General features: G+C 67.6%; 15 protein-coding genes. 8 read left to right on the top strand and 7 right to left on the bottom strand.

Annotated features, from left to right (window positions below; genetic code table 11):
- Nucleotide 1: 1 nt before the first annotated feature.
- Both Pla175_RS17215 and Pla175_RS17220 read right to left on the bottom strand, forming a co-directional pair.
- The gene (locus Pla175_RS17215; protein WP_145287898.1) at nt 2-1,300 is read right to left on the bottom strand and encodes an outer membrane protein assembly factor BamB family protein; all 1,299 of its coding nucleotides are present in this window, start codon (nt 1,298-1,300) and stop codon (nt 2-4) included.
- Between the two features lie 110 nt (nt 1,301-1,410).
- On the bottom strand, nt 1,411-2,826 hold the full coding sequence (locus tag Pla175_RS17220) for an undecaprenyl-phosphate glucose phosphotransferase (RefSeq protein ID WP_145287906.1): 1,416 nt from the start codon (nt 2,824-2,826) through the stop codon (nt 1,411-1,413).
- A 192-nt stretch (nt 2,827-3,018) separates the two neighbouring features.
- Here Pla175_RS17220 and Pla175_RS17225 point away from each other — a divergent pair, with 192 nt between their 5' ends.
- The 6 genes from Pla175_RS17225 to Pla175_RS17250 all read left to right on the top strand — a co-directional run bounded on the left by Pla175_RS17225 (nt 3,019) and on the right by Pla175_RS17250 (nt 13,375).
- On the top strand, nt 3,019-9,231 hold the full coding sequence (locus Pla175_RS17225; RefSeq protein WP_145287911.1) for an alpha-2-macroglobulin family protein: 6,213 nt from the start codon (nt 3,019-3,021) through the stop codon (nt 9,229-9,231).
- A 105-nt stretch (nt 9,232-9,336) separates the two neighbouring features.
- Nucleotides 9,337-9,567, top strand: a complete 231-nt coding sequence (locus tag Pla175_RS17230; RefSeq protein WP_145287914.1) for a DUF433 domain-containing protein — start codon at nt 9,337-9,339, stop codon at nt 9,565-9,567.
- An 840-nt stretch (nt 9,568-10,407) separates the two neighbouring features.
- Entirely contained in the window at nt 10,408-11,040 is a 633-nt protein-coding gene (locus Pla175_RS17235) for a phosphoesterase (RefSeq protein WP_145287917.1), read from the top strand.
- A gap of 97 nt (nt 11,041-11,137) precedes the next feature.
- Nucleotides 11,138-12,367, top strand: coding sequence for a cysteine desulfurase family protein (locus Pla175_RS17240; protein ID WP_231953943.1), 1,230 nt, complete (start codon nt 11,138-11,140; stop codon nt 12,365-12,367).
- A 248-nt stretch (nt 12,368-12,615) separates the two neighbouring features.
- Nucleotides 12,616-12,948, top strand: coding sequence for a HesB/IscA family protein (locus Pla175_RS17245; protein ID WP_145287918.1), 333 nt, complete (start codon nt 12,616-12,618; stop codon nt 12,946-12,948).
- Nucleotides 12,949-13,198: 250 nt separating this feature from the next.
- A complete protein-coding gene (locus Pla175_RS17250) occupies nt 13,199-13,375 on the top strand; it encodes a Flp family type IVb pilin (protein ID WP_145287922.1) in 177 nt (58 codons plus the stop codon).
- A 31-nt stretch (nt 13,376-13,406) separates the two neighbouring features.
- Here Pla175_RS17250 and queA read toward each other — a convergent pair whose 3' ends face one another.
- Nucleotides 13,407-14,462, bottom strand: a complete 1,056-nt coding sequence (gene queA, locus Pla175_RS17255) for a tRNA preQ1(34) S-adenosylmethionine ribosyltransferase-isomerase QueA (RefSeq protein ID WP_145287923.1) — start codon at nt 14,460-14,462, stop codon at nt 13,407-13,409.
- A 525-nt stretch (nt 14,463-14,987) separates the two neighbouring features.
- Here queA and rsmH point away from each other — a divergent pair.
- Both rsmH and Pla175_RS17265 read left to right on the top strand, forming a co-directional pair.
- Nucleotides 14,988-15,881 (top strand): 16S rRNA (cytosine(1402)-N(4))-methyltransferase RsmH, encoded by an 894-nt coding sequence (rsmH, locus tag Pla175_RS17260; RefSeq protein ID WP_145287925.1) that lies wholly within the window; start codon nt 14,988-14,990, stop codon nt 15,879-15,881.
- A complete protein-coding gene (locus tag Pla175_RS17265; RefSeq protein ID WP_145287926.1) occupies nt 15,878-16,234 on the top strand; it encodes a hypothetical protein in 357 nt (118 codons plus the stop codon). Before rsmH ends, Pla175_RS17265 begins: the two co-directional genes overlap by 4 nt.
- Here the strand turns inward: Pla175_RS17265 and Pla175_RS17270 are convergent.
- The 4 genes from Pla175_RS17270 to Pla175_RS17285 form a co-directional block, all read right to left on the bottom strand.
- Nucleotides 16,231-17,259 carry a tetratricopeptide repeat protein gene (locus Pla175_RS17270; protein ID WP_197526933.1) on the bottom strand — a complete coding sequence of 343 codons (1,029 nt, stop codon included), beginning with the start codon at nt 17,257-17,259 and terminating at the stop codon, nt 16,231-16,233. The two genes, Pla175_RS17265 and Pla175_RS17270, sit on opposite strands and share 4 nt — an antisense overlap.
- 56 nt (nt 17,260-17,315) lie before the next feature.
- Nucleotides 17,316-17,870 carry a hypothetical protein gene (locus Pla175_RS17275; RefSeq protein WP_145287928.1) on the bottom strand — a complete coding sequence of 185 codons (555 nt, stop codon included), beginning with the start codon at nt 17,868-17,870 and terminating at the stop codon, nt 17,316-17,318.
- Between the two features lie 346 nt (nt 17,871-18,216).
- A complete protein-coding gene (locus Pla175_RS17280) occupies nt 18,217-19,197 on the bottom strand; it encodes a type II secretion system F family protein (RefSeq protein WP_145287931.1) in 981 nt (326 codons plus the stop codon).
- 149 nt (nt 19,198-19,346) lie between these two features.
- The gene (locus Pla175_RS17285) at nt 19,347-20,309 is read right to left on the bottom strand and encodes a type II secretion system F family protein (protein ID WP_145287934.1); all 963 of its coding nucleotides are present in this window, start codon (nt 20,307-20,309) and stop codon (nt 19,347-19,349) included.
- Nucleotides 20,310-20,356 lie beyond the last annotated feature (47 nt).

Raw genomic sequence — 20,356 nt, forward strand, 5'->3', positions numbered from 1 at the left:
ACTACTCACCAATCGCGTACAGCTTGCCGCCGGTGCGGATTAGTAGTTCGCCGTCCACCAAGGCGGGGGTCGCCATCAGCGGCCCCGGCAACTGGTTCTCTGCGATCGGTTCGGACGACTGGCTGTCGGCGTCGAGGACGGTCGTCAGCCCGTCGCGGTTGAAGAAGTAAACACGGCTCCCCACCGCGAGCGGCGACGCGCTGTAGGCGCCCCCCAGCCGCTTCTGCCACAGCGGCGTCTCTTTGCCGTCGGCGTAGCAGACGCCGATCCCTTGGTCGTTGACCGTAAACAGCTTGCCGGCCGCCACCACCGGCGAGGGCTGCGTCGGCGCCTGCCGCTTGCTGCGCCACACGATGTGCGTGTCGCTCACGTCTCCGTGGCCATCGAGGCGCACGCCGATGACCTCGGTCTGCCCGAAGCCGGTGCCGCACATCACCAGGTCGTTCCACAGGACGGGGCGCGGGACGATGGAGAACCCGCGGCCGTGATCGAGCCGCCACAGTTCTTCGCCGCTGGCCGGATCGTAGGCGACCAGCCACTGGGCGCCCGGGATGATCGCCTGCGGCCTGCCCCGGACGTCGACGATCAGCGGCGTGCAGTACGACTTCCGCTGGTCGGGGTTCTGCTCGCGGATCGGCGGTCGGTCGGTCTTCCAAGCGATCTCGCCGGTGGCCGTGTCGAGCGCGGCGACGTACTGCTGATCGGCGCCGTCGCAGGTGAGGATCAGCCGGTCCTTCCACAAGACGGGTGAGCTGCCGGGGCCGACGTAGTGGTCCAGCGGCAGACGCTTGCGCCACAGCACCTCGCCAGTCGAGGTATCGATCGCGGCCACGCCGTAGGTGCCGAACCAGCAGTAGACGCGGCCCGGCTCCGCGACAGGGGTCGGCGAGGCGTAGCTGTTGAGCAAGTGGATCGGGTCGATCTCGGTCGTGTCAAACAGCTCAACGTCGTGCAGCAGCTCGCCGCTGGCGCGGTCGTAGCAGAGCGCGCGGAGCGAGAGCTTCGAGGCGATCTCCATCTCGTTCTTCACCCCCCCTTTGCCACGCCGTACCGCCTCCTCTTTAGAGCCGGCGGTCTCCAGCGCCGTGGTCAGCCACACCTGGTCGCCGATCACCACGGGAGAGGAAAAGCCGCGGCCCGGCACGTCGACGGCCCAGCGGATGTTCTGGGAGTCTTCGCTCCACCGCAGCGGCGCGGGGCCCTGGGCTACGCCCTGACCATCGGGTCCGCGGAACTGCGGCCAGTCGGCGCCGAGCTGAGTGGAGACGATTGCCAGTAGCAGCAGTGCGCTACGATTCATGTTGGGAACCCTGAAGAGAGCTTGTTGACGGGTCCCGCGATTGTAGCAAACTTCCAGCCGCGCCGACCGTAGGTCGGCGGCTAGGGGCGCCCGCGTGGGGGCTGCGCCCGCTAGTACGCGTTTTCTTGCTTGAAGACCACCGAGATCGTCTCGAACAAGATCCGCAGGTCCATCCAGATCGACCAGTTGCGGATGTACTGGTGGTCGAAGTAGACGCGGCCCTGCATCTTGTCGAGCGTGTCGGTCTCGCCACGGTAGCCCCGCACCTGGGCCAGCCCCGTGATGCCCGGCTTCACCTTGTGGCGGAGCATGTAGCCGTCGATCAGCGAGCGGTACTGCTCGTTGTGGGCCGTGGCGTGGGGCCGAGGGCCCACCAGGCTCATCGTCCCTTCGATCACGTTCAAGAGCTGCGGCAGCTCGTCCAGCGAGGTCTTCCGCAGCACCCGGCCCACGGGGGTAATGCGGTCGTCTCCCTTGGTGGCCTGGCGGACCTCGGCGCCGTTCTCCTGCACCCGCATCGAGCGGAACTTCCACACGCGGATCTCGCGGCCATCGAGCCCGTAGCGCTTCTGGCGGAAGAAGACCGGCCCGGGGCTGGTGAACTTGACGGCCGCGGCGATCACGAGCATCGGCAGCGTCAGCGCCGCCAGCCCCAGCCCCCCGACCACCAGGTCGAACGCGCGTTTGGTGAGCCCGTCGATCCCCGACAGGGGGTTCTCGTGCACGCTCACCGCGGGCAGGCCGTCGATGCTGGTCCAGCGGGCGTGCAACAGTTGAAAGACGAAGAAGTCGGGCACGATGTAGACGCTGGCCGTGGTGTCGGCCAGCGCCGCCAGCACGCCACGGATGCGGTCTTCTGCACGCATCGGGAACGTGATGTAGACGATCTCAACCGCGCCGCTGCGGGCCGCGGCCACCAGGTCGGTGAGCTTGCCGGCGAAGCCCTGCAGGTCTTCGGGCAGCTCCGCCAGGCGGTCGCCGGGGCGGTCGTCGTAGAAGCCGGTGAGCGACAGGCCCAGCTCCGGCGAACGTTTCAGGTTGCGGGCGAGCTGGATGCCCAGCTCGTTCACACCGCACACCGCTACGTGCTTCAGGTTGTACCCACGCGCCCGCAGCGCCGCTTGCACGGCGCCGAACAATGCCCTGGCGGCGAGCATCACCAGCGGGGCGCCGACGATCCAGATCAGCTTCGACTCGTAGGTGAACCGCCCGTTGTAGCCGCTCAGCAGGCCGATCCCAAACAGCACCGGCAGCGTATAGACCCAGGTCAGCACGATGCAGCCGAGCTCACGCCGCAGCCGCGCGCCGCGCCAGCTTCGGTACAACCCCGTCAGCTCCGCGGCGGTGTGAAAGATCAGCACCGCGCAGGCCGCCACGATGGCCCACTCGTTGGTCAGCGAGTGCCCCGCCCCGCCCCCGGTAGGGGTCGCTTGCAGCGCCAGCAACAGCACGCCGGCGATGGCGGCCGCGTCGTACAGACGGTGGGCCGCGGGGAGCAGCGATTCGGCAACACGGATCGGGGTCATTGATTCTTAGTCAGTTGTCGGTTGTCCGCTTGCACAGAACACGGCGCCCCGTAGCAGCCGACCTACGGTCGGCGCGACCGCTGCTCCGAGAAAAACAATCGCTCGCGGGAACTCTTCGCGCTCGGCAAACGTCTCAAATCGGGTATCTTCAAGAACCGATACGCGCGGAACATTCGGAACCTCAGGCACACCATGACGCTTTTGCCACGTCGGGCGCACGCCCTGCTGCTCGTCCCTGTCCTCGCCGGAATCTCGCTCTTGATGGCCGCCAGCCCCCCGCCCGATGGCCAAAAAGCGGCCAAAACGCTGATCGAGGCGGGGAACCACGCTGAAGCATACGACACGCTGCTGCGGACGCTCCGCGCCCCCACCGCCGACCCCGCCGAGCTGGCGACCGCCGTGCAGTGGGCCATCGACTGCCTGCAGCGGCTCAACCGCATCAACGAGGCGGACGCCCTGCTGGCAGAAGTCGCCCAGCGCTACCCCAAGCAGCCCAAGGTGCTGGCGGCCATCGCCCGAGAGACCCTCAGCCTGCCGCACTACGGGTTCCTGGTGAGCGGCGAGTTCCGCCGTGGCCAGCACCGCGGGGGGGGACGCGTGGTCAACGCGTTTGAGCGCGACCGCGTGCGGGCGCTCGGGCTGCTGGAACAAGCCATCGCCGCCGATCCCAAGCAGACCGACGCCAACATCTGGCGGATGCTGTCCGACGCGTTGATGGGGCAGAGCCAGGGCGGCGGCGCGTGGCGGCTGCAACTGCTGACCGACCTCGCCGAGCTGCCCGACTACGAAGAAGGCTGGGGCCAAGCACGCAGCGCCTCCGGGGCGCCGGTCGACGAGCAGGGCGAACCCATCTACTACAACACCCCCGACGGCTGGCAGGCAGCCGCCAACGACGGCGAGCGCTGGCGGTGGGCCCTGGCCCAGTGGGCGAACGAGGGGCCCTACGCCCGCTCGTCGGCCACCTCCAAGCGGATCGACTTCCTCCGCAGCCAGTTCGGCGTCGAGACGCTCCAGCAGTGGAGCGCGTGGTTCGGCCGCGGCCGCGAGGACCAGTCCGCCAAGTCCAGCACGTTCGCGTTGCACACGCTTGGCGAGGACGAAACCATTGCCCGGCTCGCCACAGGGGTGAAGCGGTTCAAGCTGCCGGACGACCACAACCCCATCAAGCTGCTGCAGAGCGAGCTCGCGATCGGCGAGCAAGAAGAGAACGAAAGCCTCACGGCAGGCGCGGCGTCGCAGCTCGCCGAAGTGTTCGAGAACCGTCGCCAGTACCCGCGCGCCGCGGAGTATTGGCGGACGGCGCTCGAGCACCTCAAGGGAGACCAGAACGCCTCGCCGCGCGAGAACGCCCGGCAGCACATCGCCCAGATCGAGAAGCCCTGGGGCCAGTTCGAGGGCGCCGCGATGCAGCCCGCCGGCCGCGGCGCGGTGGTCAGCTACCGCTTCCGTAACGGCGACAGCGTTGAAATGACGGCGCAAGTGGTCAAGGTCGACGCGCTGCTCAAAGACGTGAAGGCCTACCTCGAAAGCAGCCCCAACCAGCTCGAGTGGCAGAAGGTGAACGTCGACTCGATCGGCTACCGCCTCGTTGAGCAAGAAGAGACCAAGTACCTCGGTGAAGAAGTCGCCCGCTGGACCGCGGAGCTCAAGCCCGCAGAGCTGCACTTCGACCGCCGCACCGACCTCACGACGCCGCTACAAGAGGCGGGCGCCTACTTGGTGACCGCGAAGCTCAAGGACGGCAACACCAGCAAGATCGTGGTGTGGGTCGCCGACGCCGCGATCGCGCAGAAGAACGCCTCGGGCAAGTCGCTGTACTACGTCGCCGACGCCGTCAGCGGCCAGCCGATCGCCGGCGCCCAGCTCGAGCTGTTCGGCTACCGGCAGGTGCAAGAGGGCCAGCGCAACCGTTTCCGTGTCGAGACCGACCGCATCACCGAGACGACCAGCGCCCAGGGGCTGTCGACCGTCGCGATCCCCACCAAGCCCGGCGGCAACCAGTACCAGTGGCTCGTCACGGCCCGCGCGGCCGACGGGCGGTTCGCCTTCTTGGGCTTCAATGGTTACTGGCTTCCCGAGCGCAGCCAGCAAAGCCTCAACCAAACCAAGGCGATTGTTATCACCGATCGCCCCGTCTACCGCCCCGGCCAGCCGGTCCACGGCAAGGCGTGGGTAGCCCGCGCCGCGTACGACCTGCCCGACGGGCCGAACGAATTCGCGCACAAGTCGTTCGCGGTCGAGCTGTTCGACCCCAAGAACGACCGCATCGAGCAGAAGACGATCGTCTCCAACGCGCAGGGGGGCCTGCAGTTCGACTACGAGCTCCCCGAGGGCTGCACGCTGGGGGTGTACCGCTGGAGCATCACGGGGCACGGGCAGGGGACGTTCCGCGTGGAGGAGTACAAGAAGCCCGAATACGAGGTGACCGTCGATGCGCCGGCCGACCCCGTGCGGCTTGGCCAGCCGTTTGAGGCGACGATCCGCGCGAACTACTACTTCGGTTCGCCCGTCACTAGCGCTACGGTCAAGTACAAGGTGACCCGCACCACGCGCGACCAGCACTGGTTCCCCCCTAGCCCCTGGGACTGGCTGTACGGCCCAGGATACTGGTGGTTCGGGGACGACTACGCGTGGTACCCCGGCTTCGCCCGTTGGGGCTGCCCACCGCCGCGGCCGTGGTGGGGCTGGCATCGGCCCGACGCGCCCGAGGTAGTGGCCGAGGGCGAGGCCCCCATCGGCGCGGATGGAACGCTCAAGGTCCCGGTCGAGACGGCGCTGGCCAAGGAGCTACACGGCGACAGTGACCATGAGTACCAGGTGACCGCCGAGGTGGTCGACGCGTCGCGTCGCACGATTGTCGGCACGGGGAGCGTGGTGGTCGCCCGCAGGGCGTTCGAGGTGTTCGTGTGGCTCGACCGCGGCTACTTCCGCGTCGGCGACACCGCCACGGCCAGTGTCGCGGTCCGCCGCCCCGACGGCAAGCCGGTGCAGGGGATGGGCAAGCTGCGGCTGCTGCGGGTCACCTACCCCGCGGACAACCCAGCAGGCGACGAACCGAACAAGGCGATCGAACCGATCGAAACCGAGGTCAGCGCCTGGGACCTAGCCACCGACGCCGAGGGCCGCGCAGAGCTCAAGATTAAGGCGAGCGAGCCGGGCCAGTACCGTCTGGCGTACGAGATGAAGGACTCGGCCGACCGGCGGATCGAGGGGGCCATCCTGTTCACCATCGTCGGCGAAGGGTTCGACGGCAGCCAGTTCGAGTTTAACGACCTCGAGCTGGTGCTCGACAAGAAGACCTACGCGCCGGGCGACAAGGTCCGCTTGCAGGTGAACACCGCCCGCACCGGCAGCAGCGTGCTGCTATTCGTGCGCCCCGAAGGGGGCGTCTACCCGCAGCCGCAACTGGTGAAGCTAGCCGGCAAGAGCACGATCGTCGAGATCGAGGTCGCGCAGGGCGACATGCCGAACTTCTTTGTCGAAGGGCTCACGATCGCCGACGCCAAGCTGCACACGGTGGTCCGTTCGGTAGTCGTGCCCCCCGAGAAACGCGTGTTAAACGTCGAAGCCTCTCCCTCGGCGCCCGCCTACAAGCCGGGGCAAGAAGCCAAAATCAAACTGCGCGTCACCGGCGCCGATGGAGAACCCGTGACCGGCGAGACGGTGGTGGCCATCTACGACAAGAGCATCGACGCCATCGCCGGGGGCTCGAACGTCCCCGATATCCGCGAGCACTTCTGGAAGTGGCGCCGCGACCACACCGCCCAGACCACCACCAACCTCAGCCGCTACGAGGGGAACCTGATCCCCAAGGGCGCCGTCGGAATGCAGTTCATCGGCGTCTTCGGCTACAGCGTGCCGGAGGAGACGGGCAACTTGGAATGGGATACAAGCTCCGTGAGCGGCGGGTTTGGAGGCGGGGGGAGACGCGAGATGATGATGTCTGGCCGCGCGATGCCGATGTCGGCCGCGGCGCCCGCGATGGAGATGCAGTTTGGAATGGCCGACGGCGCCCCCGCACCCGCGATGCGGATGGCTAAGGAGGCCGCCGGCGAGGCCCCGGCCGCTGAGGTCCAGCCGACCGTCCGCACGAACTTTGCCGACACCGCGCTGTGGGTTGGCTCGCTGGAGGTGGGCGCCGACGGCCTCGCCGAGGTCGACCTCACGATGCCAGAGAACCTCACCGCGTGGCGGATCCGCGCCTGGACGATGAGCGCCGGCACACGCGTCGGCGAGGCGAGCACGGAGGTCGTCACCCGCAAGAACCTGTTGGTCCGCCTGCAGCAGCCGCGGTTTTTGGTGGAGACAGACGAGGTGGTGCTGAGCGCCAATGTCCACAACTACCTCGACTCCGCCAAGCAGGTGCGGGTGAAGCTGGAGCTCGATGGGGGCGTCCTGTCACCCATCGACGGCACGGAGAGCACCATCGAGGTCCCCGCCGGCGAGGACCGCCGCGTTGATTGGCGTGTCCGCGCCACGGGCGAGGGGGAAGCGACCGTCCGCGTGCTGGCGCTCACCGACGAAGAGTCCGACGCGATGCAGCTCAAGCTGCCAGTCGTCGTTCACGGCATGCAGAAGCTCGAAGCGCGCAGCGGCGTGATCGCGGCCGATGGCAAGTCCGGCACGTTCGAGTTTACTGTCCCGGAGAAACGCCGGCCCGCCCAGTCGCGGCTCGAGGTCCGCTTCTCGCCCACGCTGGCCGGGGCGATGCTCGACGCGCTCCCCTTCTTGATCGACTACCCGCACGGCTGCACCGAGCAGACGCTCAACCGCTTCCTCCCGGCCGTGGTGACGCAGCAGACGCTTCAGCGGATGGGGATTGACCTTGCCGCAGTAAAAGGGGGCGCCAACCTCAACCCGCAGGAGATCGGCGACCCCGACAAGCGAGCCGAGGGCTGGCAGCGCTATGACCGCTCGCCGGTGTTCGACCAGGCCCAGCTCGACACGATCGTCAAGACCGGCGTGCGCCGGCTGGCCGACATGCAGCTCTCCGACGGCGGCTGGGGCTGGTTCAGCGGCTGGGGCGAGCACGCCTCGGCCCACACCACCGCGGTGGTGGTCCGCGGCCTGCTGGTCGCCAAGGCGAACGACGTCGCCATCCCCGAGGAAGTAGTTAACCGCGGCGTTGAATGGCTCGGCCGCCACCAGAAGGAGCAACTGGCCGCGCTGGCGAATGTCGACGACAAAGGCCGGCCCAAGGACAAGGACAAGCCCTACAAGCTCTACGCGGACAACGCCGACGCGCTGGTGCAGTTGGTGCTCGCCCAAGCGGGCAAGCCGTCGGACGCCATGCGTACGCGGCTCGACCGCGACCGCACCAAGCTCAGCCCCTACGGCGTGGCCCTGTTCGGACTTTCCCTGCAAGCCGAGGGCGCCAAACTCGACGGGGCGAACGGGCCAAAGGACCAGATGCTGGCCACCGCGATCCGCAACCTGCGGCAGTTCGTGGTCGAAGACGACGAGAACCAGACCGCGTGGCTGAACCTGGGGCAGAGCCCTTGGTGGTTCTGGTACGGCAGCGAGATCGAGACCCAGGCCGCGTTCCTCAAGCTGCTGTCGGCGACCGAGCCCGACGGCGAGCTGGCCTCGCGCCTGGTCAAGTACCTGCTCAACAACCGCAAGCACGCCAGCTACTGGGACAGCACCCGCGACACCGCGCTGGTGGTCGAGGCGATGGCCGACTATCTGAAGGCGACCGGCCAAGCGAAGCCCGACATGGCGATCGAGGTCTGGATCGACGGCCAGAAACAACGCGACGTGCGCGTGACGGCCGACAACCTGTTCAGCTTCGACAACACGGTGGTGATCGAGGGCGCCGCGCTCGAAGCGGGGCGGCACACCATCGAGCTACGCAAGCAGGGCGCGGGCCGGCTGTACTACAACGGTTACCTCAGCCTTTTCACGATGGAGGACGACCTCCGCGCCGCGGGACTGGAAGTGAAGGCCAGCCGCAAGCTGTACAAGCTCGCGCCGGTCGAGGCCACGGCCGACGTCGCCGGCGCCCGCGGGCAGGCGATCAGCCACGAGGTAGAAAAGTACGACCGCACCGAGATCGTCAACCTGGGCGAGGTCGCCAGCGGCGACCTGGTTGAGGTCGAGCTCACCCTCAACAGCAAGAACGACTACGAGTACCTGATCATCACCGACCCCAAAGCCGCCGGCTTCGAGCCGGTCGACCTCCGCAGCGGCTACAACGGCAACGACCTGGGCGCCTACGTCGAGTTCCGCGACCGCACGGTCGACTTCTTCGCCCGCCGCCTGGCCCGCGGCCAGCACAGCGTCCGCTACCGATTGCGCGCCGAGACGCCCGGCAAGTTCTCGGCGCTGCCGACGGTGATCCAGGCGATGTACGCGCCGGAACTGCGAGGGAACAGCGACGAGCTGAGGGTGCGCGTGGTGGAGTAACGTTTTTTAACCACGGATAGCACGGATGACGCGGATGCCGTGTAGGGTGGGTCGAGTCCGCCGCAGGCGGACGCTGACCCACCATTTTCTCGCTATACTGACACTATGGACAACCTACTCAGCCGCATCACGATCGACCCGCAAGTCTGCCACGGCAAGCCATGCGTCCGCGGCCTGCGGTACCCCGTTGAAACGCTGCTGGGATTGCTAAGCTCCGGGATGTCCACCGACGAAGTGCTCGAAGACTATGAGGACCTCGAGCGGGACGACCTGCTAGCCGTACTGGCGTACGCGGCCCGGCTAGCGCAGACGCGACGCATCGCTGCGGGGACATAAAAGGGGACGTGCTACTCTATTCGTAAATGAGCACGTCCCCCTTTGCGGCAACTCCGAGATTTCAATCCTTATGCGACATGGGACGAAACGACCAATTTCGTACTGAGGTTCTTGTAATCGTTGTCCTGATGGCAACCGTCTCAGGCATCGCTTTACCGTTCGGGGTTGTCGCCGCTCTCGTTGCCGTTGGGATTACGATCTTACTTATTGGAGGCGTGAGCCTGTTCCTGAAAAGATTTGGCAAGTAGCGATTGAGACGGCTACGACGGCTTTCTCTGATCCTTTCGCTTTGACCTTCTTCGACGCAAACCACTCCGCCGAAGAGGATCGCATCGCCCGGCCGACCCGTAGGTCGGCTGCTGCTAGAGAGCCGATTGCTTGCGCGGATTCTGCTCGTAAGTAGCCACCCCCTGTGAGACAATCCACCGCGACTTGCAACACGCGGCCCGGGGAGACCCCGGGCAGAGGCGGCCGGAGGCGCGTGCGCGGTGGTTGGAGGAGAGCTGGTGATGGGGGCCCGATTGGTTGAGTCCCGTCGTGTCCCCGCATGTGTCCCATTTGGGGGGGCTAGTGTCCCCTGGCGCGGGGACAGAGTAACCAACAGCCCCCTCGGCCGGGGGTATCGGGGTGGGTCGCACTACGCGATTTGCCCAGTTTTTCTTGGGGGTGAGGGGTTTTGACCGAAAGTAAAACACTGGGAGCGAGGGACAATGGGACACAACGCCCAGCGGCCCATTCAACTCCCGCTCGCCCTGGGCCCGCCCGTTGACGCCCACGCCCGCATCGCCCAACTTGGTGAGCTCGTTTCCCCATGCCCCGCCAAGCCCCGCAAGAAGCCCCATGCCCCAGGCCGCCGCTGTTGCCGTGGAACAGGTGCTCGTGATCCCGACCAGCGACTTTCAGGCGCTCGGTCACTTTCACGGCTTTTCAAGCAACGTCAGCCGGTACTTCCCCCGGCTGCTGGAGTCCAAGGGACTCTGCTACCGCCCCCGCGGCGCTATGGAGCAGGACCCCAGCTTTAAGCAACTAATCCCGTACGTCGTGTTCCGCTTTATCGACGCCGACGGCGAGGCGAAGGTCTTCTGTTACCAACGCGGCGGCGGCGGGGGCGAGGCCCGGCTGCACGCCAAGCGCAGCGTCGGCGTCGGGGGGCACATCTCGACGACGGACGCCGAGAAGCACGACGCCAACGCCAGCGTCTACCGCGAGGGGCTGTCGCGCGAGCTGGCCGAAGAAGTCGTGATCGGCGCCCCGTACGACGAGAAGATCGTCGGCCTGATCAACGACGACGAAACCCCGGTCGGCCAGGTGCACCTGGGCGTGGTCCACCTGCTTGACATCGAACGCCCGCAGGTCGAGCCCAACGAAGACGACCTGGCCGACGCCGGCTTCCAACCGGTGAGCAAGATCCTCGCGGAGCTAGAGGGCTACGAGAGCTGGAGCCAGATCGTGATGCGGGCGTTGTTCGGCTAGCTTGATGCCGGCCCGCTGCAAAGAATAGGACGCGGATGACGCGGATTTTCGGAGATCGACTTTGTGATCCGCGCCGATCCGCCTCATCCGTGATGATTTGCGTCCCATTCTTCTGCCAGACGACCTGCTGGTGACCATCTACCTCGATAACCACGCCACCACGCGCTGCGACCCGCGGGTCGTTGCGGCGATGCTGCCGTTCTTTTCGGAGGACTACGGCAACGCCGGCAGCGTGGGGCACGGGTTTGGCGAGCGGGCCCGGGAAGCGGTTGACCGGTCGCGGCAGCAGATCGCCGCGGCGATTGGGGCCTCGGCGGATGAGGTCGTCTTCACCAGCGGCGCCACCGAGAGCAACAACCTAGCGATCCGCGGCGTCGCCGAGCGTCCGCGGCGGCGGGGCGACCACTTGGTGAGCGTGCAGACCGAGCACCGCGCGGTGCTCGACCCGCTGGCGCGGCTCGCGGCGCGCGGCTGGCGGGTGACGCTGCTCGGGGTCGAGCAGCACGGCTTGCCATTGGCCGGGTGGCTCGATCCGCAGAAAGTAGCTGAAGCAATTCAAGACGATACCTGCTTGGTCTCCGTCATGCTGGCGGGCAATGAAATCGGCGTCGTCCAGCCCATCGCCGAGATCGCCGCGGTGTGCCGCGCCCGGGGCGTGCTGCTGCACTGCGACGCCACGCAAGCGGTCGGCAAGATCCCGGTCGACGTCCGCTCGTTGGGGGTCGACCTGATGAGCTTCACCGCCCACAAGCTGTACGGGCCGAAGGGGATCGGGGCGCTGTACGCCCGCGGGCGCGACCCCGTGGTGCGGCTGGAGCCGCAGATTTTTGGCGGGGGCCAGCAAGGGGGCCGGCGGAGCGGCACGCTGAACGTGCCGGGGATCGTCGGCTTCGCTGCCGCGGTCGGGCTGTGTGTCGAAGAATTGGAGTCCGAAGCGGCCCGCCAGGGGGCCTTGCGGGACCGCCTGGCAGACGCGGTGCTGGGATCGATCGCCGGCGCCGAGCTGTGCGGGCCGGCGCTCGACGCCAAAACCCCCAGCGGCGCCCCCGCGAGGCTGCCGAACAACCTGAACGTGGCGTTTGGCGACGTGGACGGCGAGTCGCTGATGCTGGCGATGCCGCAGCTCGCCGTGAGCAGCGGGGCGGCCTGCTCGTCCACCGACCCCGAACCGAGCCACGTCCTGAGGGCGTTGGGGCTATCGCCGGAGCAGGCCCGGGCGACCCTGCGGATCGGCCTGGGGCGGTTCACAACGGCCGAAGAGGTAGAAACCGCCGCCGCGCTAATCCCTCAGGCGGTCGCCAAGCTAAGGGGGATGGGGCGCACGTAGGTTGAGGCACCCGTGAGCCGGGGCGTCCCCGCCCCCGGAGCAGCTCGATAACAGCGTCGATTCCGACGCTCCGGGGGCGGAGACGCCCCGGCTCGCGGGGGGGATTCGCGCCCATCACGCAGAAATCACTGCTTTCTCTTGGGCGTTGTTCCCGTATACTTAGTCCATAGAAGAAATCACGGGCCGCCGCGGCCCCCTTTCCCTACGTTAGTTTCCCCACAGTCGATTCCAGTCGCGAGGCATTTGTTATGAGCGTTACCCTGACCGAGAAGGCGGCCGGCGAGGTCAAGCGGATCATCGAGAACCAACACATCGATGAGACGCACTTCCTGCGGATCGGCGTCGCCGGCGGCGGATGCAGCGGGTTTTCGTACCAGCTCGGGTTCGCCAACGACTTCGACGAGAAGGCGGATGTCCGCAATGAGTTCTTCGGCGTCCCCGTGGTGATCGACAAGAAGAGCGCCCTGTACCTGGACGGCACCACCGTCGACTTCCACGAAGGGGTCGACGCCCGCGGGTTCAAGTTCGAGAACCCCAACGCCGTAAAGTCATGCGGCTGCGGCAGCTCGTTCCAGGCCTAGAGCCAACGAGTGACGACCCAATAGCCGCCGACTTATAGTCGGCCGGCCCCCACCAAACGACGCCCGACCCAAGGTCGGGCGTCGTTTTTTTGCGCCAACCCTCCCAACCGGCCCCGCAACGAGCAACCTAGGTGCGGTTCGCGGCGTCCGGGCCGCACGGCGTGCGGATCTGAACTAGTTTTCCAATAGCGGACGTCTCACCCCTTGAGGGAGTCCACCAACCGCTCTTCTCATCCCCACGGCCCCTACCATGCGTCTACTCATCCGACTGCTGACCGAAGAAGATGGCCCCACCGCCGTCGAATACGCGGTGCTGCTGGCGATGATCACCGCCGCGTGCCTGGGTGCAGTAGGAACGATGTCGCAGGCGACCGCGGACAGCTTCGATTCCTCGGCGACGCAGATCAGCGGCGCCCTAGGTTCGTAACCCGACGCGTGAGCGAGGGCCGTGATTCTATCTAGAGGATCAGCATCGCGTCGCCGTAGCTGTAGAACCGGTACCGCTGCTCGATCGCCTCGTGGTACGCGCGTCGCAGCAGCTCGCTCCCCGAGAGGGCCTGCACCATCAGCAGCAGCGTTGTGCGGGGGAAGTGGAAGTTGGTCATCAAGGCGTCGACCATCGCAAAGCTGTGCGGGGGGCGGATGTAGAGGTCGGTCTCTCCGCTCCAAGGCTGGACCTCTTCTCCGGAACGCAGCGCCGCGGTCTCTAGCACCCGCACGCTGGTGGTGCCGACCGCGATGACCCGGCCGGCCGCGGCCCGGGTGGCGGTGATCTCGGCCACGGCCTTCTCGTTCAACTCCCCGGTTTCTGAGTGCATGACGTGCGCCTCGACCCCGGCCGAGGCGATGGGGCGGAACGTCCCCAGGCCCACGTGCAGCGTCACGGCAGAGAACGACACCCCGTGCTTGGTCAGCAGCCGCATGAGCGGCTCGGTGAGGTGGAGCCCCGCGGTCGGCGCCGCCACGGCCCCGGGGCGACGGGCGAACACGGTTTGGTAGCTGCGGGCGTCTGCGTCGACCGCGCGGCCGCCGCGGATGTAGTGCGGGATCGGCACCCGGCCGATTTTGGCCAACGCGTCGAGGACGGGTTCGTCTGGGTCGAGCTTGGCGATCCACTGCCCCCCGTCCTGACGCTCCAGCATCCAGATGCGGTGCGTGGGGCGGCCGTCGCGGTCCTCGAGCTCGATGGCGTCGCCCGGCTGCAGGCGGCCGCGTGTCTTGCAGACGATGCGCCACTCGCCGCTGGGCTCGGAGCCCAGGTAGAGCCCCTGCCAGCGTCCGCCGGTGGCCTTGCGGGCGCCGACCAGTTGGGCGGGGAGCACGCGGGTGTCGTTCACCACCATGCGGTCGCCTGAGCGGAGCAGTTCCGGTAGGTCGCGGACGTGGCGGTGGTCGATCCGGCCGGTCTCGCGGTGCAGCACCATCAACCTGGCGTCTGCGCGGTTGCGCAGGGGCTCCTGCGCGATGAGCTCGCGCGGCAGGTCGTAGTCGAGGAACAGTGAGCTGTCTGGCATCGCGGCTGGCGTCAAAAAGGGGGACCGGCATCGTAGTCGAGCCGGCGGGCCGTCGCCACGCTGTGAGGGGCGCCCAACGCAAGAATGAATAAATGTTTTGTCAAATTAACATCTCGTCGACCGCCTGTTTTCGGCTAGGGGCCTCAGCGGCCGGCGCCGCTAGCAATGAACATTCTACGACTGCTATCGCCGGCGCGCTCGAATTGACGGCCGCCGCCGGATCCGTACGTTACCCCTCTTCCAGCCGCGTGATTCAGGCGCCGGCCACGCGCCGCTAGGAGCTTGCTCCGGGGGTTTCGCACTGGATGGTACGACGCTCGACGGCACGGACGCCTGTCGGGCGCGGTCGTGCAGCCGTATGGCTCGCGCGAGCATCGGAGACCCGCGGCGCAGGGACGCGCTGCGGTCCGGTGCGCCGCGGGCGGGGCGCGCCATGGCCGCCGCGGGCCCTCTATGGGAGAAAGATCGCTTGCCAGGCTTGGCACGGTCCTGTATTCCCCCTTTCGTCAACGCCCCCTTCGCGCGATGTCACAACACGTTCCGGTGCTGCCCGCAGAATGCTTGCAGTGGCTGCGGCCCCGTCCGGGCGCAGTGATCGTGGACGGCACGCTTGGTGGGGGGGGCCATGCACGGCTGCTAGCGGCCGCGGTGTCGCCCGGCGGGCGTGTGATCGCGTGCGATCGCGACCCGGCCGCGGTCGAGGCCGCTGTCGCTTGGCGTGCAGACCTGCCGATTACCCCCGTTCACGCGAACTTCTCCGACCTGCCCGAAGTGCTTGAACAACTCGAAATCGAGAGCGTCGACGGGGTCTTGCTCGACCTCGGGCTGTCGAGCGACCAGCTCGCCGACGACGAGCGGGGCTTCAGCTACGGCAGCGCCGGGCCGCTGGACCTGCGCTTCGACACCACCCGCGGAGAGCCCGCCTGGCGGCTCATGGAGCGTCTGAGCGCGGAGCACCTGGCCGACCTGATCTACGCCTACGGCGAGGAACGCCACAGCCGCCGTATCGCGCGGAAGATCGTCGAGCGCAGGGGATCGAACCCCGTGCGGACGGCCGCCGACCTGGCCGAGGTGGTCCGCCGCGCCACCCCCCCCAACTACGAACGCCGCATCAACCCGGCGACACGCACGTTCCAGGCATTGCGGATCGCGGTGAACGACGAGCTGAAGTGGATCGACACGGCGCTGCGTCGGCTGCCAGACATGCTGGCGCCCGGCGGCAGGCTGGCGGTGATCAGCTTCCATTCGCTCGAGGACCGACGCGTCAAGGAAGCCTTCCGCGACGACCCGCGAGTCGAGCCCGTCACGCGGCGGCCGATCCGCCCCACCGAACAAGAGATAGCCGGCAACCCGCGATCGCGTAGCGCTAAGCTGCGAGTCGCCGAGCGGCTTCCCCAACAACCGTCAGGCCCGAGTTGAACACCACACTCCCGATACGACGCACTCGATTGCGGCCGCTGCGCCGGCTGGTGGGCTCCGAGTCGGCGCGGGCGCTCTCCCTGGTGTCGCTGCTAGCGCTGCTGGTGGGGGTGCTGGTGGTCCGCGCGTTCCGCTCCGACCGGGCGCCGCCGGTGGTCGATCAGACGCACCGGGGCGAATCGGCGCCCACGCTCGACCCGGAGGCCGCGACGCTCGTGCGCCCCCTCCGCGCCGAATCCAATGCGCCGCGGTTAGACCCGATCACCGCCTCGTTCCCGACCCCCGAGTCACGCGCGGGACGCACGCCGCGGATGGCCGCGGGCGCCCGAAGCGACGGGCCCGAGTACCGTTAGCGGGGCGTCGCGGGGGGCAGCAGCCGCGGGAAGCCGGGCTCCGAAGCCACAGAAACCGTGTCGGCCTGCTGGTTCGTCCCGCCGAAGTCGAGCGGCGTGCTGGGAGGCTCGGCGGCCGGCGGCGCCTGGGCAAGCGCGGCGTCTCCCTGCCGCTGCAGCCCGGCCAAGCCTTGCCGCGCCGGCTCGCACCGACCGTCGCACTGCAGGGCAAGCTGCCAGTGCTGGGCGGCGTCGTCCACGCGGCCACGCCTGGCCAGCAGGCACGCCAAGTTGTGGTGCGCCGCGGCCGACTGGTGGGCCGCCAGCAGGTGGCTGAGCGCCTCGTCGTCGCGCGACAGCTCCACCAGCACGGTGGCGATATTGTTCCGGTACAGCGTTTTGGCCGGGTCGAGCGCGATCGCCCGCTCGAACACCTGCACCGCTTCTTCCAGCTTGCCGGAGCGGGCTAGGCAGAGCCCCAGGTCGTTGAGCACGCCCGGCTGGTCCGGCGCCGCGGCCAACGCCCGGCGGTAGCATTCTTCGGCCACGTCCAAGCGGTTCTGCCGGTCTTCGAGCCGCGCGAGCTCGCGGATGGGAGCGGGGCTGTTCGGCGCCGCCGCGATCGCCTGCTGAAGCTGCGTACGCGCCAGCTCGACGTTGCCCTGCGATTCCGCCTGCCGCGCCAGCCCCATCAAGAAGTCGGGCGACTTGAGGTTTTCCGGGTTCTCCACAGACCACGCGTCGTCGAGCGACGGGTGCTGCGGCCGCGAGGGTTGGCTAAGCGTCCGGGTGATGGGGTTGTCCGTCACCGCCCCGCGGACCCGCTCCCAAGTGCTCGGCGGCTGCGGCGCCCAAGGCTGGGAGTAGTCGTGCGACAGCTTGGGGGGGGCGACTTGCTTGGGCCCCCCGAGCCCCAGCGTCTGGCGCCAGCCCGATTCCGCGGGCGCCGTAGTGCGGGACTGATCCCCCATGAACGTTGGGGGCGCGGCGGATATCCCAGAGCCCGCGAGGACTGCCCCGGCGGTGAACCAGACGGTGAGTTTCACGGCCATTCCTCCCTAAGCGGCGCGGGTGTGGGTGCGTTGCTGCGTCGGACCGTCGGCTACTGGCCGGTCGATCCCGCGGTGCTGGCCGGCAACACCGGCGGCTTCATGTTGTCTTGGAAGCGGGTGTTGACCGAGTCGACCACCGTGGCGGGGCGGCCCTGCGACACCAGGTGCGTCTCGGTCACCATCGCGGGGACGCCGTCCGTGGAGACCTGCGTCGAGAAGTCTTGCACCTTGGCGATACGCTGCTCGGTGTGCTCCGGCTCGTTGGAGCGCTCCACAAACACCTGCCGGTACTCGGGGGGCGCCTGCGTCATGATCCAGCGGATCTTGATCTTGCCCGCGTCGGTCAGCTCGCAGGTTTCGGGGTGGAAGTGGTGCGCCCCCATCAGGTTCTGCTGCCGCCAGCCGTTGCGCACCATGATGTCGAACGGCGCCGCGGCGTACTTGCGGTCGGGGCAGAGGTAGGGGCTGGGCCAGTGGGAGTTCTCGCAGTACCCTTCGCGAACGTGGTCGCAGAAGCAGTCGAGCCAGAAGGCCTGCGCGGGCGCCGCCAGACTCATCGCGGCGAGGCAGGGGGCGGCCAGCATTGCTAGCGTGGGGCGGTTCATCCATTCCCTCGCGGATCGATAGTTGCATACGGCGGACCGTCGTGGCCCTAACCCGTTCAACTAGACCTATCGACCGCACGCCGCCGTCAACTCCGGCGCTTCTGCGCGGACCGGCGCGGTTGCCCCAGCTTGCCCAGAGTGTGGGCTTCGACCAGCCACTTGGTATCCGCGTTGCGGCGGGCAAGGCGGGTCGGCCCCGCCCGCGGGTGGATCCTACCGGCGAGCCGTCGGCGTCAGCCGCCGGAGGTTTCGGGGTGGCAAACGCTGGCTCCGCTCCCAAGACTCCGGCGGCTGACGCCGACGGCTCCCCTGGGTAGTGGGGGCTGTGGCGCGTCGCAGCGTCTTCCTAACCCGCTCCCTGCATCGCGGGGAACATCTCGTTGATCATCGTGATCGCGGCGGGGCCGACCAGCACGATGAACAACGCCGGGAAGATGAACAGCACCAGCGGGAAGATCAGCTTCACCGCGGTCTTGGCCGCCTTCTCTTCGGCCATCTGGCGGCGGCGGACCCGCATCGAGTCGCTCTGAACACGCAGTGCCTGCGCGACGCTGGAGCCGAACTTGTCTGCCTGGATCAGGATGGCCGACAGCGCTTTCAGGTCGTCGACCCCGGTGCGGTCTCCCAGGTCGTGCAGCACGTCGTTGCGGCTCTTGCCCATCTGCAGGTGGAGGTTGCTCAGGGCGAACTCGCTGGTGAGCACCGGGTAGGTCGTGCCCATCTCTTCGGACACCTTGCGCATCGCTTGGTCGAGCCCCAGGCCCGCCTCGACGCACACCACCATCAGGTCGAGCGCGTCGGGGAGCGACATGAAGATGGCGTCCTGGCGGTTGCGACGCAGGAACCACACCACCACGTCCGGCAGGTAGAACATGACGCCCGCCACGGCGACGGTCCCCATCGCGGCCTCGGTGGTCAGTCCCTTGATGACCGCCATCGTGCCGCCGCCGGCCACAAAGCCCGCCAGCAGGCAGAAGAACTTGATGCCGAGAAAGGTGCTTACCGCGTTCTCGCCGCGGAAGCCGGCGTGGGCCAGCTTGCTCTTGAGCTTGCCGGCCTCGGCCTCGGTCTTGGGTTGCAGCGGCGCCGCCAGGGTGGGCGAGGCGCTGCCGATCAACCTGGCCATAGCGTCCGCCTGGCCCCCCATCCCCTTGCGCTTGTCGTTCTTTCGGCCGCGCGGGTCGCGGATGCCTTCGAGGCGGTCCTCGACGCGGTTCGAGCCCTTGGACGAAACGAGGTCGACGACCCACCACACCGCGGCGGCGACACAGCAAAAGATGCCTGCTTTGGCGGCGAGCGACGTGCTGATTAGGGCTAGCGGAAGCATGGGCGTTACGCGGGAGTTGGCTTGAAGCTTGGAAGGTTCGTGTCGGCCGGACGCGTAAGCGAGGCGGCAGCAAAGAGCGGGCGGCTCTGTCGCTTGCGCGTCGGGCTTGGATTACTGGCGGCGACTATGGGCCGGGATTCGGAGTTCTGTTACACGCGGATGTTCACGATCTTGCGGATAATCACGGCGCCCAGGAGCTGCATCACGAGGCCCCCGACGAGCATCTTCTTGCCCAGTTCGTCCGTGAACAGCAGCATCAGGTAGTCGGGGTTCATCCGCCACACCGCGGCGAACAACGCCGGCGGCAGGGCCAGCAGCACGACGCCCGAGATCCGGCCTTCGCCGGTGAGGGCTTGGACCTGGCCCCAGATCTGGAACCGCTCACGCACTAGCCGGCCGATCTTGTCGAGGATCTCGGCCAAGTCGCCGCCGGTCTGACGCTGCAGCACCACCGCGGTGGCGAAGAACTTGAGGTCGAGGTTGGGGACCCGCTCGGTCATGCTGTTGAGCGCTTCCTCCATCGGCATGCCGAGATTCTGCTCCTCAAACACGCGGTTGAACTCCTTGCCGATGGGGTCGGACATCTCGTGGGCCACCAGGCTCATCCCCGACGCGAGGCTGTGGCCGGCGCGCAGCGCGCGGGCGACCAACTCGAGCGCCTCGGGGAGCTGTCCGGCGAACTTCTTCATCCGGCTCTTGCGTTTGAAACTGAGCCAAGCGAAGGGGAGGAAGGTCATCCCGATGGCCAGCACCGGCGAGAACTTCATCGGCAGGCCGATGGCCGCCGCGGCGGTGAACCCAACGGCGCCGCTGCCGACGCAGATCAGCAGGAACTTCGACAGGTTGAGCGAGGTGTCGGCCTGCACGAACATGCGGTGCAGGTTGAGGTGGTTGGCCAGCGCCTGCTCAAAGGCGCTAGAGCCCGTCTCCCACGACGCGTTCATCAGGCCGCCGGATTCCTTGGCGGACTTCCCCTTTTTCTTGCCCCCGGTGAGTTCGGCAAGCCGCTGATCGATCTCGTCCTCGCGCTTGTCTCCCGAGAGCATCGCGAGCGCGGCGATCAGGCCGGCGACGCCGACGAACACCAGGAAGGAAATCAGCATGGGGGTCATGGTCGTTCTCTCAGCAATGCTCGTCAGACTCTAACCACGGGTAACAC

It is taken from the genome of Pirellulimonas nuda, from assembly GCF_007750855.1.
Classification (GTDB): domain Bacteria; phylum Planctomycetota; class Planctomycetia; order Pirellulales; family Lacipirellulaceae; genus Pirellulimonas; species Pirellulimonas nuda.

Bases quoted from the DNA above. Each gene is read 5' to 3' on its own strand.
- Pla175_RS17245 (WP_145287918.1), top strand. From the start codon at position 12,616: ATGAGCGTTACCCTGACCGAGAAGGCGGCCGGCGAGGTCAAGCGGATC.
- Pla175_RS17225 (WP_145287911.1), top strand. From the start codon at position 3,019: ATGACGCTTTTGCCACGTCGGGCGCACGCCCTGCTGCTCGTCCCTGTC.
- Pla175_RS17235 (WP_145287917.1), top strand. From the start codon at position 10,408: ATGCCCCAGGCCGCCGCTGTTGCCGTGGAACAGGTGCTCGTGATCCCG.
- Pla175_RS17285 (WP_145287934.1), bottom strand. From the start codon at position 20,309: ATGACCCCCATGCTGATTTCCTTCCTGGTGTTCGTCGGCGTCGCCGGC.
- Pla175_RS17280 (WP_145287931.1), bottom strand. From the start codon at position 19,197: ATGCTTCCGCTAGCCCTAATCAGCACGTCGCTCGCCGCCAAAGCAGGC.
- rsmH (WP_145287925.1), top strand. From the start codon at position 14,988: ATGTCACAACACGTTCCGGTGCTGCCCGCAGAATGCTTGCAGTGGCTG.
- queA (WP_145287923.1), bottom strand. From the start codon at position 14,462: ATGCCAGACAGCTCACTGTTCCTCGACTACGACCTGCCGCGCGAGCTC.
- Pla175_RS17250 (WP_145287922.1), top strand. From the start codon at position 13,199: ATGCGTCTACTCATCCGACTGCTGACCGAAGAAGATGGCCCCACCGCC.
- Pla175_RS17275 (WP_145287928.1), bottom strand. From the start codon at position 17,870: ATGAACCGCCCCACGCTAGCAATGCTGGCCGCCCCCTGCCTCGCCGCG.
- Pla175_RS17220 (WP_145287906.1), bottom strand. From the start codon at position 2,826: ATGACCCCGATCCGTGTTGCCGAATCGCTGCTCCCCGCGGCCCACCGT.
- Pla175_RS17230 (WP_145287914.1), top strand. From the start codon at position 9,337: ATGGACAACCTACTCAGCCGCATCACGATCGACCCGCAAGTCTGCCAC.
- Pla175_RS17215 (WP_145287898.1), bottom strand. From the start codon at position 1,300: ATGAATCGTAGCGCACTGCTGCTACTGGCAATCGTCTCCACTCAGCTC.